We start from the raw sequence: 13,602 nt of genomic DNA on the forward strand, positions 1-13,602 counted from the left end.
CTTTCTTCAAATCTACTTTGTAAAAATCGTTCTATACGGCAAAACTGAAGAATCGAACGGCATCAGCATGATGCTGTACAGAATATAGCAAACAGCAATCCCTACATACATAAACACATTAGACCGCTGATCAAAAATGCGTGTGAAATATGGCAGTAAAATGAGCTGATACAAACCAAAATAAATATGAAATCTTGCATAAATGACATCCTTCGTTGCAAGGATGCCAAACAAGAAACCAAGCAAACAAAAATTCACAATGTAATCACTCTCAGGTGTCAGCTCACGAAGTCGTTTTCGATACAAGAAAGCAAGCAGAAGCGGCAAAATCAAGACACCAATTTTGGTCACATTCATTCCATTCGTATTCGTTGTGAGCCATTCCTCGTAATGACCATATGAACTGCCTTGCAGCATCACGACAAACACCGAGACAAAACGATCATAAAGAGCAGTTAAGCCTAAGAACATCAGGCATAAGACCAGCATCATCCAAGACCAAGCCTTTGTTCTCACAATAAAATACACAGGAATCATGATGAGAGCGGATGAATGAAACAATGAACATACAAGGACGAGCGGAAAATACAATTTCCACTGGCCATTGATCACCAACCGGATGGCATAAAAAAGAATCGCTGCCACCATATACTGACGCATACCATTAAACGACGCATAATAATGAAAGGTCCCAAGAAAAAGCAGCATACTCAGCTCAAATGGACGGCCATATTGAACAAGCGTCTTGATGATAAAAAAATAAGTAATGGCGCCAACTGAGATATACATGATTTGCGGATCATGAGACAGTTGATTAAGCATCCATAAAATAAACGTAAACCCCGGATCCGTTGCAGCCTTCTCCACACCGAATCCGAATATATGCCAAGGCTTTTCGTAGTTGATGGAGAACTCATACATCTGGCCATATGTGACAAAATCGGTTCCTACTTTATACCGAATACCAGCTACGATACAAAGAAACAGAAACGGAAAAAACACCAGAATCTTATTAGGCCGCCATCCGCTTTGAATGGTATCATCACGCCTGCCGTAAAATGCGGCAAAGCTCGACCATAAATAGACCATGATCATGTTCACCAAATAAACTGCCATCTGCCCTTCCTTCCTTACAGTCCATATAGATTCATCACACGTGTAATATTCTGTTTCACATCAAACCCTCTTTTTTCAAGCTGAGAGGTAATGGTCTCTTGAAGAGGAGGTTCTGCATGATATGCTTCAAGCACCGCCTTCATCCATTCATGCGCGGAATCTCGCAGGGACATCCTTTTCACAAGCCCGCAGCCTAAATCTACTTCCTCTGTAATATGATCTGAAATCACACAAGGCAGACCAGACGCCTGTGCTTCCACTAATACAAGCGGAAGGCCTTCAAACAAGGAAGGCATCACAAATACATCAAATGCTTTCATATACTGTGGAACGTCTGATACGACGCCTGTAAAGACAATGTCCTCCATCAAGCCTGCCTTCTCTGCATACGATTCGACTACTTGCTTCAGCGGTCCATCTCCTACGAGGACAAGCTGAAATGAAACCCCTTGCTTCTTTAAGGTCTGTGCCAGCTCCATAAAAAAAACATGATTTTTTTGCTCATGGAACCGCCCAATATGACCGATGATCATGTTTTTTTCGTGAAGATGGAGCTGCTTTTTCATCTCTGCCTTTTCGTCTGGATCAGGCTGAAAAAAAAGGGATAAATCTATCCCATTTGGAAGCACCTCAACTTGCCCGTTCTGCATTTTTTTCTGTCCAAATAAAAAGACACCGGCATCCTCGCCGCATGCAACAAGCTGTGTAGAGAATGCAAAGATCAGCTGGCGAAATCCTTTGAGCATCATATGATCCAGCCAGTTTGGCGACTGCTTCCACGCTGTATTATGTGAATGGCAAATGCGCACCTTTACACCCGCTAGTTTGGCAGCAAGTGCGGAAAAACCTGTCTGAAAATCCGTATGTGCATGCACTGCCTGATAGGGCCCTGTTTGCCTAATTGTCTTGGTCAATGTTTTCACAAAAGCAACCGGAGAGGACGCCCCAATACTTGGGACGTAAAAGATGCGTCCCCCAAGCCGGCGAATTTCCTCATCATAATCACAGACGTCCTGCCGGTGAGTAATGAAATCAAATTGAAGGACATTCCTGTCGAGTGCACGATAGATATTCATAATCATCGTTTCAGCTCCGCCGCGGTTCATCCCGCCCACAATATGAAGCACGCGCCTTGGCTCACTCATCCCGAATCGCCCTCCTCTTCAGCATAGACGACGCCAGCTTCCGGCGATGATAAAGCTTCATGACCTTCGGTGACAAGCAGGCACGGACCACCGGCTTTAGAGCAAATAAATAGTCAAGCGGCGACAGCTTTAATAGCCAGCATGCTTTCAAAACGAGCCAGGCATTATCCATCGAATATCGAAACTTCCGCCGCTGAAAGGCTGCTTCATCCTCTCTCACCAGATATAACGGCTCTTGTAAATTAAAGCCTTTCCTCCCAGTAGCAAAAAAGCGGATCCAAAGATCGATATCTTCCATCCGCCTTGTTGTTTTTACAGAACGATAGCCTTGTAAAGCCTTGTAAGCAGAAGCCCTCATCATAATGGTCCCATGACAAAAAGGAGTCCCTCTTGCCAACACCTTCCGATTAGGCTCTGACACAAGTGCCCGTACACCCTTTGTTCCCGATTCATCAAAAACCGTCATCGCCGTACCGACCACATCATATTCAGGATATGTATCGAGGAAGTGAACCTGTCTTTCTAAACGAACAGGCACTGATAGATCGTCGCCATCCTGCCTTGCAATCAACTCTCCCCTCGCTTCAGCCAGGCAGCGATTGAGACTGGCAGCGAGTCTTTGATTTTGTTTATTGCGGATTAGGCGAATTCTTTCAGGATGTCGTTTTGTATAAGACAGCACTTTCTCATAAGTGCCATCTGTTGATGCGTCATCACATATGATGAGCTCCCAGTTTTCATATGTTTGATGAAGAATAGATTCAATGCTTTCTTCTACTGTCTCTTGGCAATTGTAGACGCCCATGATCATAGACACCTTTGGTTTATGCATGCTGTATCACCTTCTCTGCTTGATCCATATAGATTGTATAAATTTCTTCCATTGCACTGACCGTCTGCTCCTGTGCAAATGCATGAGCCATAGAGCGTCCCGCTTTTCCCATGAGGGGCAGCTGATCTTTTTTGTCATAGAGCTGCTGCAAGTAATCAGCTAAACCATTCACATCTTGCGGTTTAACTAAAAAACCATTGACGCCATGTTTGACAAGCTCACAATGTCCTCTATTCTCCGTTGCAATCACAGGTTTTTCTGCCGACATCGCTTCAAGCAGGTTCATGCCGAGCCCTTCTCTCAAGCTGGTGGAAACACATACATCGCTCATATGCATCCATTCCTCTATTTGTTTGCAAAACCCAGCAAAGTGGACATGTTTTTCAAGATGGAGCTGGCGGGTAAGCTTTTCATAGTTCGGCCTCATGGTCCCTTCCCCCGCAAACACGATCTTTATATTTGGTATTTTCCTAGACAGCTGTGCACATGCTTTGATGAGCATCCCTTGATTTTTATTCGTATTTAATTCACCAGCACACAGCACGATAAAATCTTCCGAGGGAAAGCCATAGGCTGCGCGAAGGCGCTGCTTCTCATTTTCATCGACAGGTGCGAACCGTTTCATATCCACACCCATACCGGGAACATAATATACAGATGCCCGCTCTTTTGATAGACGGTCGGCTCTTTTAAAATCTTCTCCATTAATGGTGATCAGAGCGTCTGTATAGCGGGCGAGAAATCTCTCAATTGGATAATAGAGCAGCCAGTTTTGAAGCGGCGCCCCCTGCCAAAAGTGAAAGCCATGTGCCGTGTAAAGAACCTTCGTTCCTTTTTTGCGCGTGCCTTTGGCTGCGAGCCTGCCAATGACACTTCCCATTGGGGTGTGACAATGGATGAAATCATAGTGCTCTTTCGCTAACAGCTTCTTCAGTTCTACATACGCAAGCCGGTTGCGTACATGAAAAGGAGAGCGCTGAATCGGAATTGAGTGAGCTTGATTCACATAGGGCAGCTTCAGCTGGCCGTTTGCCGCTGTATGCACTTCCCATCCTTGTTCCTGAAACCACCGGAAATACGGAAGATGAAAGGCCTTAAAGTGATAATCAACCGTTGCGCAAAACAAGACTTTTTTCTTCATTGGCAAGCGGCTCCTCCTCTCGTGTCATCTGTTCGGACAACATATCATGCGACTCAATGGCAGCAAATAATGCTTGTCTCATTTGCTCTTCACTCATCATGTCAAATTCATGGATAAAGCGGTTCAGCACATATGGGTCACCATCCAGCGCATGGCCGATGTGAATTTTCGGGAAGATTTGCTCCTGCGCTTTTTCATGCTGGTTGAGTAATTCCTCGTACATTTTCTCTCCAGGACGAATGCCTGTGAAAGTGATTGGAATCTGGTCTGTGGTGTAGCCTGAGAGGTGAATGAGGTTTTCTGCGAGGTCCACGATTTTCACTGGCTCCCCCATATCTAAAACAAAAATCTGTCTTCCTTCTGCCAGTGCACCTGCCTGAATGACAAGCCTTGATGCTTCTGGGATGGTCATAAAATATCTTGTCATGGCTGGGTGCGTGACCGTCACCGGCCCGCCTTGCTCGATTTGTTTCTTAAAAATAGGGATGACGCTCCCTCTGCTTCCGAGTACATTTCCAAATCGAACGGCAACAAATTTTGTTTCGCTGCTTGCCCCCATTTGCATGATCAGCATTTCAGCAAACCGCTTTGTGGCTCCCATCACATTGGCAGGGTTGACCGCTTTGTCAGATGAGATGAGGACGAATGTTTCAATGCCGTGCTCGTGTGCGGCTTCTGCGACATTTTTTGTCCCGATAATATTGTTTTTCACAGCTTCTTTCGGACTGATCTCCATGAGCGGAACATGCTTATGTGCCGCAGCATGATAAATCATATCCGGCTGAAATTGACCAACGATTTCACTCATTTTCTGTTTATCTTGAATATCCGCAATTTGTGGATAGAGTCTGATGCTGCCTCCATACAATTCTTTCAGCTCTAGTAAAATAGAATGAATGCTAAATTCTCCATGTCCCACAAGTACAATCGCTTGAGGAGCAAACACACAAATTTGACGGCAGATTTCTGATCCAATCGATCCGCCTGCCCCTGTGACCATGATTGTTTTTCCCTTTATATGAGCAGATAGACGGCTCGTATCTAATTGAATCGGTTCTCTCCCTAGTAAATCCTCTGGCTGTACATCCCGTAATTGATTCAGCGCATGGGTTCCTTTTAAAATCTGCTCCATTTCCGGCATGATCTGTGTTTTGACTCCGGTCGCGACACATTCCTTATACAGCCCTTTTAAGGTGTGGCTGCTTTTGGACGGAATGGCGATGATGATCTTCTGAATATCCATCATGACGACAGCTGTTTGAATTTGTTCTTTTCCTCCTATAACAGGCAGACCCATAATTTCAAGCCGATGTTTCGTCTTGTCATCATCGATGAAGGCGACCGGCTCAATATGTACATCACTCGATTGCTGAAGCTGACGAACGAGCATGGTTCCCGCTGATCCGGCGCCAATAATTAATGCCCGCTCTTTTTCTGCCTGAAGCCGTTTTGCCCCGTCGTGAAATAACCTAGAAGCCATACGAGATGCACCGATGAATAAAATATGAAAAAGCCACACGATGAATAAAAACCGAAATGGCCATGTCTGCACGAAAAGGTACAGCACCGTCATCGAAAATAAAAAAGAACACACAAAGGTCTTCATTAAAGAAAATAACTCTCTTACTCCTGTATAAGCCCATACTTGCTTGTACACATGAAACATGCAGGCAAATATATGGTGCCCAATGAGCAGACTGAGTGAAGAAATGGCGAGCATTTCAAATGTATAAACGGTTAAAGCCGCCTCTTGGACAAATTGAAAACCAAAAAAGACGGCAACTAAGATGAGATATGAATCTAGTGCTACGATGATTGATAATCTTTGGGCGTAAGTCAACGCTCCTCCCCCTTTTTAAAGCATCACTATTCTTACGTAACATGGGCATCAAACCCGTCCTCACATCCCACTACTGATGACGAGCATCTAAGGCACGGTTATGCCCACAGCAGGATCGAGTGCCTCCATTGTTAAAGATTAGGAGACATCACCTATCAATCTTTTTAATACATATACAGCCTGCCCTTTTTCTCTTTCTTGCCATTTAGCATAGCTCCAAGCAGTTTACTTGTTGTTCCTTCTAATACTTCTTTTGATTTCTTCACAGCAGCAATCTTTGTTTTGCCGCTTAAGACAACGAGAATGCTCCCATCCGTCCGGTTCGCCAAGATCTTTGCATCTGCAACTGGCAGAAGCGGCGTGGAATCAACAATCACCATGTCATATTGCTGTTCAATCTCATAAAATAGCTGCTTCATCACAGAAGAGGAGAGCAGCTCAGCTGGATTCGGCGGAATGGTTCCGCTCGGAAGCAGCTCTAAATGCTCAATCGGTGTCGGTAAAATAGCTTCTTCCAAGCTGCAATTATTTAATAGCACATTCGTCAAACCGGTGTGATGACTCAGGTCAAAATATTCATGGACGGCCGGCTTTCGCAAATCAGCGTCCATGAGCAGCACCCGCTTGTTCTGCTGTGCAAAAACAGCTGCTAAGTTTGCAGCCGTAAATGATTTCCCTTCCTTCGGTAAGGAGGAGGTCACTAATATCGATTTCAGCCTTGTTTGGATCGATGTGAATTCGATGTTTGTTCGGATCGTACGGAATTGTTCCGCAATGACAGAGTGAGGATTTAATGCAGAAATACAGGATAAATCTCTCTTTTCTCTTTTCTTCCTCTTAAAGATCAATGTTCTGTCCTCCCGTTATGACGGACTGCTTGTCTTTTTTGGCCCTCCTGTCTGCCTGCATCTGATAGACACTGCCAAGCGACGGCAATCCGATCTCTTCTCTTATTTGATGTGTTCGTTTTACAGTATCATCGAGTAAATTCATTAAGAAAATGAGTGTCATGCCCCCTAATAAGGAGGCGCCTAGTGCCAGAACGATATGAACGAACTTCCTTGAATTCATCAGAATCGTGTTGGACAGCTTGGCTTCAGACAAAACATTAATGCGATCCATATTCATTGTTTTTTTGATTTCTTCTTGCAGCACCTCTGTTGCGGTATTCGCAATGGCGACTGCCTTCGCGCGATCCTCATCTTGTACAGAAATATTGATGACCTCAGACTCATTTTCAGTACTTGTGGCAATTTTGTGTTTTAGTCCTTCTGCTGATTCTGTGAGATGGAGTGTTTCTTTTACTTTTTCAATGACGATTGGGCTTTTTAATAAAACTTGAAAGGTACGTGTATATTGAAGGTTCATCTGAATATCGTTTAAATCTGCTTGTGCGTCATTGCTGCGTTTATGAACAAGAATTTGAGTGGTTGCCTGATATACAGGAGTCGAGACATAGAACTGATAATAGGCTGAAATGCCCGTTACGATCAGGACAATCAGGATCAGAAGGGCCATTTTCTCTTTAATGACAGAAAACAGCTGCTTAAAACCTATATTCTCATTCATAGATACCTCCCGATTTCATCATAAAAAGGTTATATATGGTTTCTTTTTGTTAATGATTGGATTATAAAAGATAATACCCGCAAAGAAAAATGTCATAATAGGTCTTATAGTTCTTTTTAAAGAACGAAATCGTTCGTTTTCTTTTGTTTACTTCCTGATTCTTACGTTTTTGAATTTTATAAAGAACAATTTATTTCTTATAATGAACGAAAAAGGTCGCAGAACTATTCGCCGGTGAGAAGGGAGATCATTGATCGAATGATAGGCAAGGTGATACGCATTTACCGAAAGAGAAAAGGATACTCGATTCAGCAGCTGGCTGAGGATGCTCATGTCTCTAAGTCATATTTGAGCAAAATTGAGCGTGGTGTCCACAGAAATCCATCTGTCCAGTTCTTAAAAAAGGTATCCTCTTCACTAGAGATTGATTTACAAGAGCTGTTTGATGCAGAGACGATGATGTTTCATTACGCTGAGGGTGGTGAACACGAATGGCGGGAGCATATTGTGAGTGCCGTCCAATCAGGCATGCCTAAAGAAGAGCTCTATCAGCTGCTCCAAACGTACCGAAAGGAGCAGGAAGAAAAGTCGTTACATGTCACCCATAGAAAGCTGACCGATTCAAATATCGCAGAGTGGAAGCGTCTAATGAGTGAAGCAAAGGCAATTGGCTTAAGCATTGAGGAAGTAAAAGCTTTCCTCAACAACATGGGAGAACGCCGGGCGTAAGCCTTTCAGGAAGAATGATTGCGGGGAGAGGCGTTTGACGCTTCGATGAAAAAGAGCCTTTGATTCATGAAAGGCTCTTTTTTCTGTTATTCTTCTTTTTTTGTTCGTGCTTTTTTCGTTATATCATTATTTTTCCAATAGGCCCATAGTGATGTAATTCCCAGAAAGGCCAGCGTGATGAATTGCTGAACGCCTTCTTCATCAATAGGAATTGGACTTTTTCCCGCAGCAGTTAGCGCACTGTTAACAAGCGCCAGTAAAAGCAGCACAAGCCTTGCAATTGTACCTGCACTAATTTTTTGAATCTCCAACTGTAACCCCTCCCTTTCCTCTTCTCACGGGCGGTATTGCTCGTTCTCTCTCATATGTATGCATCAGCCGAATGAATAGAAGAACGAATCAAAAAAAAGAGACATCATTCCTATATGCGGAATGATGCCTGATTTCATTTGCTATTTATTTAGAAAACATCTCTTTTGCTTCATCCAATGCCATTTTATTGCCTAGAGCTGAGTAATCGAGCCAAGGCTGATCGGCAATCGGATAGACTTGGTTTTTCTTCACTGCTTTTAGACCCTTCCAAATCGGAGTCTTTTCTAATTGCTTGAATGCCTGCTGCGCTTTATCATCACGGTTGACAACGACAAAGATCGCATCAGCATCATAATCAGGAAGAACCTCTTGAGAAATCACTTCAAATGGGCGCTTGCTGTCCAGCTTTTTCACACCATCGACAGGTGTCAGGCCTAAATCCTCGTATAAAATAGGACCCATTGGGCGCTTCATGCTAAATACGCGAAGCTCCTTTGCTGTGACACGGATCGCCATGACTTTTCCGTTTCCAATCTTTTTCTTGATGAGCGATTTGACCTCTTTTGCTTCTTGATTGTAATTCTTAATATATTGATCCGCTTCTTTTTCTTTATTGACGTGTTTGGCGATTTTTTTCAAATGATCCCGCCATGTGCCATCATTTAAATTAAACACTTCTGTTTTGGCGATCTTCTTATATTTCGATAAGTCTTGTCCGGCTAATTCTTCATCAACATAAATGACATCTGGTTGTAACGCAAGCAGTGATTCCATATCTGGATCAGCTGCAATGCCAAGCTTCTTCGTCTGACTCAGCTGCTTTTTCGCATGTGGAAGGAAATCTTTTAAGTCTCCTCCTACAACAGAGCCCGCCGGTTTGATACCGAGTGCTAACAAGTCATTTGTTAAATGAATAGACAAGGAAGCAATCTTTGGTGTTCCATTGGTCTTTTCATTTGTTGTATTCTTTGTTTCCTGTTGTCCGCAAGCGGCAAGCAGCAAGAAACAGAACGTTAATCCAAACACTAGTAATTTTTTCATGATGAGTTCCTCTTTCGTGTTTATTTCGTTTTAGTTAATAAATAAAGAAAATATGGGGCACCGATAAAGGCCACGACCACACCCGCCGGTATGGCATTTGGAGCAAAGATGGAACGTCCAATTGTATCGGCACTGACCAAAATCAACAAGCCAAGCAGCGCACTAACTGGTAAAAAATACTGATGCAGTGAACCGACAAGCCTCCTAGCCAAATGCGGGGCGACGAGGCCAATAAAGCCAATACCACCTGTCATTGAAACACTTGCACTCGCGAGGCCTACCGCTAAGGTCAAGAGGAGAAGACGTCTACGCTGGACACGTACACCTACACTTGAGGCGACAGCATCTCCTAATGTCAATGCATTGAGCGTGTTTGTCTGCATCAGCGTAAGCGGCACAAGGCATACAATCCAAGGCAGAAGCGCCAGCACATGAATCCAGTCTCTCCCCCATACATTGCCCACAAGCCACCTTGAAGCAAACGTATATGTATCTTCATCCAGCTTCAATGACAAATATAAGGTGAGTGCACTAAATCCCGCAGCAACCGCAATGCCAACTAAGATCAGACGGATAGGAACAAGCCCTTCATGCCGGTCATATGCAAGAAGCACGATGACCGCTGCCGCAAGCAATCCGCCGCCAAACGTAAAGAGCGGAATAAGAAGAGACGGATTGCCTTCAAGTGCGTGAAAATATGTCACAAACACAATTAAGCCAAAGGCTGCCCCTGCATTCAATCCAATAATCCCAGGGTCGGCCAGCGGGTTACGGGATAAGCTCTGCAAAATGCCGCCAGCAATGCCAAGACCAATACCAGCTAACATCGTCACCACAATTCGAGGCAGACGATAGTCAAACAGCACCGTTTCACTTTGGAAATCTCCAAAGCCAAATAACGTCTTGACGACCATGACAGGGCTAAGTTTCAGCGTACCGGTATTTAAACTATACAGCACAACAGCCGCACTCAGGCAAAGCAAAACGAGTGTCACGACAAGAGCACGCTGTTTCTCTCTCATGACAGGTTCCTCCCTTCTTTTCTGGCAATGTATAAGAAGAAAGGAACACCAACAAGTGCCACCATCACGCCAATGGCAAGTTCTCTTGGCGGATTGACTGTACGGCTGGCAAGGTCTGCAAAGACAAGCAGCATTGCGCCTAGTATCGCTGACATCGGAATGACGAAACGATAGTCTACACCAACAAGCTTTCGTGCAATATGCGGGATGACGAGACCGACAAACCCAATCGATCCGACTGCTGATACAGAAACCCCTGCTAATAACACAGCAGCAGTCATTCCTAGTATTCGCACTTGCCGTGTTTTCACCCCTAAATTTGCCGCTGTATCTTCACCGAGCGATAGTAAGGAAAGTGACCGGCCTAATAGCATGGCCCATACGATTACAATCAGAATAACCGGGGCGAGAATCGTCAGCTGCGGCCATTTCACACCAGCTACCCCGCCTGCATACCAAAAAGCCAGATCCTGACTCAGGTCAAAATAAATCGCGATCCCAGAGCTGAGCGCATGAAGCAATGCGGCTACAACCGCTCCTGCCACAGTGAGGCGCAGCGGTGTCAATACGCCGCCAGCCGCCCCAATCGCAAAGATCAGCAGCGTACTGAGCACAGCACCAATAAAGGAAAAAAACATCAGTGCTGAATAAGGTATTCCCGGGAAAAAAGCAAAACAGAGAGCGACCACAAACATCGCACCGCCATTAATGCCCAAAATCCCCGCATCTGCTAGTGGATTTCTTGTGATGCCCTGCATTAGAGCACCCGCTACGGCAAACGCCGCTCCCACTAGAGCTGCCCCTAAAACACGTGGAAGTCTTAATTCATGGATGATCTGCTGCTCTGTAACATTTGACTGGTAGTCAAATACAGCTGTCCAAACCGTTTGCAGAGACAATGTTTTTGCACCGTATGACACAGCAAAAAACATGGCAGCCGCTAAACCAATGACGGCGAGAAAAAATATCAAAAAGAACAGAATATGTGATGATCGTTTTTGTTGAGTTCGCTTATCCTGCAAAATCGGTGTCATCCTTTTCTTCATTGAAAGTCAGTTTGAAAATGAGAATCATAATCAACAAAATTATAGCCGCCAGCCTCTAAAAAATCAATGTACACCCTTTTTTTTAATTAATGAAGGTATATGCGGAGCATCGGGGTGGGAGGTTCTTTTTGTCGCTCAGTACGGCCTATCATTTTTTCTCCTAGTTTAATAGGAAAATAGTTGACAGTTCACATGAATATCCCCTAAAATTACAAAAGTAAGTCAAATGTTATAAAAATATTACAAACAGATGTCAAACTAATAAAGAATGACCCGTCATGAGAGGAGATTTGAAAGTTGTGTCAGTAAAGGGAAAATGGAGTATCGTCCTATTTGCGCTTGCAGTCGTCATTGGAGCAGTTGCTTTCTTTCAAAATCAACAAGCAAGCGGTACAGAGAAGAAAAATGTAAAGCAGGATACGAACTATAAAAACGTGGAAATTGTCACTCTCGTAAATGACGGGAAATTTATGAGATATGCAGTCAACTATCCTCTTTTTCATCAAAAAGAGCTAGATGACAAGATTCAAAGCTATGCCAATTCGGCATTAGAGCATTTCAAAAAAACATTCAGTGAAGCAAAGGATATCGATGAACATAAACGCTATGAACTGAATATTGATTATGAAATGGTGCATTATGCGAAGCAGTCTGCTGCCATTCGCTTTACGACCTATACGTATACTGGCCAGCAAAATGGAACCACCAATCACCTCACGATTAACTTTGATTTTCAGAAAAAAACCTTTCTTGACACCAAAGATTTATTTCTGCCTAAAACCAATTATTTAAAGAAATTATCCTATATTACATATACAGAGCTTCGAAAGGATAAAACCTTATCTAAGGATCAGCCTCTCCTTCAGAAGGGAACAGCCCCTGATGCTCAAAACTTCAGTCAATTTGCCTTGAAAGACAAATATGTAGAATTTTATTTCCCTGCATCTCAAGTAGCAGCAGAGGATCTTGGGCCGCAAACACTCGCAATCAAAAAGACATTGCTGAAGGACATATTAAAGCCAGATTATATGGATAAACTCAAAAATAAAAATGAAATGAAAGAACCGAATCCAAAAAGAAAAGCCGTCAAGCTGCCGCAAAAATCAAAGCTTGACCCGAATAAAAAAGCCATCGCACTCACATTTGATGATGGACCGAATCCAGCGACAACCACAAAAATTTTAGATGCGCTGAAGGCATATAAAGGACATGCTACCTTTTTCGTATTAGGCAGCAGGGTGCAATATTACCCTGGAATGCTTGCCGATATTTTAAAAGGCGGGAATGAGATCGGAAACCATTCCTACAATCACCCTTTATTAACAAGACTGCCTTTAGAAGAAGCGGTGAAACAAGTGAAGGACACCCAGCAGCTGATTGAGAAAGCAAGCGGATATACACCTACGCACTTTAGACCGCCATATGGCGGTACAAATCAAGATATCAATCATGCAATTGGGATGAAGGTCACTTTGTGGGATGTTGATCCTGAGGATTGGAAGATCCGCAACAGCCAGCAAATCACAAACCGCGTTCTCTCACATGCAGCAGATGGCAGAACAGTGTTAATGCACGATATTTATGAAAGCTCAGCCCAAGCAGCAGTAAAGATCATCCATGAACTCACCAAACAAGGCTACCAGCTCGTCACAGTGAGTGAACTTGAACAATTAAAAAAAGAACGACATGAACAAACCCCTGTAGAGTAAACAGGGGTCTCAGATTGTTGACAAAGGGCTAAAATGATCTTTATTTTAGCCCTTTGTCTTCTTTTCAGCGTGATGGAAAACCTTTGAAGTCTAGGAAGGA

13 protein-coding genes are annotated in these 13,602 nt (G+C 43.7%); 2 read left to right on the top strand and 11 right to left on the bottom strand.

Annotated elements, in window-relative coordinates:
• Nucleotides 1-12: 12 nt before the first annotated feature.
• From BAE31_RS07900 to BAE31_RS07930, 7 genes are all read right to left on the bottom strand, one after another.
• A complete protein-coding gene (locus BAE31_RS07900) occupies nt 13-1,116 on the bottom strand; it encodes an EpsG family protein (protein ID WP_076840081.1) in 1,104 nt (367 codons plus the stop codon).
• A gap of 14 nt (nt 1,117-1,130) precedes the next feature.
• Entirely contained in the window at nt 1,131-2,261 is a 1,131-nt protein-coding gene (locus BAE31_RS07905) for a glycosyltransferase family 1 protein (protein ID WP_076840083.1), read from the bottom strand.
• Complete coding sequence (epsE, locus tag BAE31_RS07910; protein ID WP_076840085.1) at nt 2,254-3,093, bottom strand: glycosyltransferase EpsE; 840 nt, start codon at nt 3,091-3,093, stop codon at nt 2,254-2,256. The genes BAE31_RS07905 and epsE overlap by 8 nt, the downstream gene beginning before the upstream one ends.
• Nucleotides 3,086-4,234, bottom strand: a complete 1,149-nt coding sequence (locus BAE31_RS07915) for a glycosyltransferase family 4 protein (RefSeq protein WP_076840087.1) — start codon at nt 4,232-4,234, stop codon at nt 3,086-3,088. The genes epsE and BAE31_RS07915 overlap by 8 nt, the downstream gene beginning before the upstream one ends.
• Complete coding sequence (locus BAE31_RS07920; RefSeq protein ID WP_076840089.1) at nt 4,200-6,074, bottom strand: polysaccharide biosynthesis protein; 1,875 nt, start codon at nt 6,072-6,074, stop codon at nt 4,200-4,202. The genes BAE31_RS07915 and BAE31_RS07920 overlap by 35 nt, the downstream gene beginning before the upstream one ends.
• 164 nt (nt 6,075-6,238) lie before the next feature.
• Nucleotides 6,239-6,922 carry a CpsD/CapB family tyrosine-protein kinase gene (locus tag BAE31_RS07925; RefSeq protein WP_076840091.1) on the bottom strand — a complete coding sequence of 228 codons (684 nt, stop codon included), beginning with the start codon at nt 6,920-6,922 and terminating at the stop codon, nt 6,239-6,241.
• Nucleotides 6,912-7,643, bottom strand: a complete 732-nt coding sequence (locus BAE31_RS07930; RefSeq protein WP_024423528.1) for a YveK family protein — start codon at nt 7,641-7,643, stop codon at nt 6,912-6,914. The genes BAE31_RS07925 and BAE31_RS07930 overlap by 11 nt, the downstream gene beginning before the upstream one ends.
• Before the next feature lie 258 nt (nt 7,644-7,901).
• Between BAE31_RS07930 and slrR the strand changes: the two genes are divergently transcribed.
• Nucleotides 7,902-8,372: an HTH-type transcriptional regulator SlrR gene (gene slrR, locus BAE31_RS07935; protein WP_024426096.1), complete on the top strand. Its 471-nt coding sequence runs from the start codon at nt 7,902-7,904 to the stop codon at nt 8,370-8,372.
• Between the two features lie 86 nt (nt 8,373-8,458).
• Here the strand turns inward: slrR and BAE31_RS07940 are convergent, their stop codons facing one another.
• The 4 genes from BAE31_RS07940 to BAE31_RS07955 form a co-directional block, all read right to left on the bottom strand.
• Nucleotides 8,459-8,683 carry a phage holin gene (locus BAE31_RS07940; protein WP_041107886.1) on the bottom strand — a complete coding sequence of 75 codons (225 nt, stop codon included), beginning with the start codon at nt 8,681-8,683 and terminating at the stop codon, nt 8,459-8,461.
• Between the two features lie 145 nt (nt 8,684-8,828).
• Entirely contained in the window at nt 8,829-9,728 is a 900-nt protein-coding gene (locus BAE31_RS07945) for an iron-hydroxamate ABC transporter substrate-binding protein (RefSeq protein ID WP_076840092.1), read from the bottom strand.
• Between the two features lie 17 nt (nt 9,729-9,745).
• Entirely contained in the window at nt 9,746-10,747 is a 1,002-nt protein-coding gene (locus BAE31_RS07950) for a FecCD family ABC transporter permease (protein ID WP_076840094.1), read from the bottom strand.
• Entirely contained in the window at nt 10,744-11,769 is a 1,026-nt protein-coding gene (locus BAE31_RS07955) for a FecCD family ABC transporter permease (RefSeq protein ID WP_170871280.1), read from the bottom strand. The genes BAE31_RS07950 and BAE31_RS07955 overlap by 4 nt, the downstream gene beginning before the upstream one ends.
• 323 nt (nt 11,770-12,092) lie before the next feature.
• Here BAE31_RS07955 and BAE31_RS07960 point away from each other — a divergent pair, with 323 nt between their 5' ends.
• Nucleotides 12,093-13,502, top strand: a complete 1,410-nt coding sequence (locus tag BAE31_RS07960; RefSeq protein WP_076840249.1) for a polysaccharide deacetylase family protein — start codon at nt 12,093-12,095, stop codon at nt 13,500-13,502.
• Nucleotides 13,503-13,602: the final 100 nt, after the last annotated feature.

The sequence above is a fragment of the Bacillus sp. I-2 genome (assembly GCF_001974945.1).
Lineage (GTDB): Bacteria > Bacillota > Bacilli > Bacillales > Bacillaceae > Bacillus > Bacillus safensis.

Bases quoted from the DNA above. Each gene is read 5' to 3' on its own strand.
- epsE (WP_076840085.1), bottom strand. From the start codon at position 3,093: ATGCATAAACCAAAGGTGTCTATGATCATGGGCGTCTACAATTGCCAA.
- BAE31_RS07950 (WP_076840094.1), bottom strand. From the start codon at position 10,747: ATGAGAGAGAAACAGCGTGCTCTTGTCGTGACACTCGTTTTGCTTTGC.
- BAE31_RS07900 (WP_076840081.1), bottom strand. From the start codon at position 1,116: ATGGCAGTTTATTTGGTGAACATGATCATGGTCTATTTATGGTCGAGC.
- BAE31_RS07905 (WP_076840083.1), bottom strand. From the start codon at position 2,261: ATGAGTGAGCCAAGGCGCGTGCTTCATATTGTGGGCGGGATGAACCGC.
- slrR (WP_024426096.1), top strand. From the start codon at position 7,902: ATGATAGGCAAGGTGATACGCATTTACCGAAAGAGAAAAGGATACTCG.
- BAE31_RS07915 (WP_076840087.1), bottom strand. From the start codon at position 4,234: ATGAAGAAAAAAGTCTTGTTTTGCGCAACGGTTGATTATCACTTTAAG.
- BAE31_RS07930 (WP_024423528.1), bottom strand. From the start codon at position 7,643: ATGAATGAGAATATAGGTTTTAAGCAGCTGTTTTCTGTCATTAAAGAG.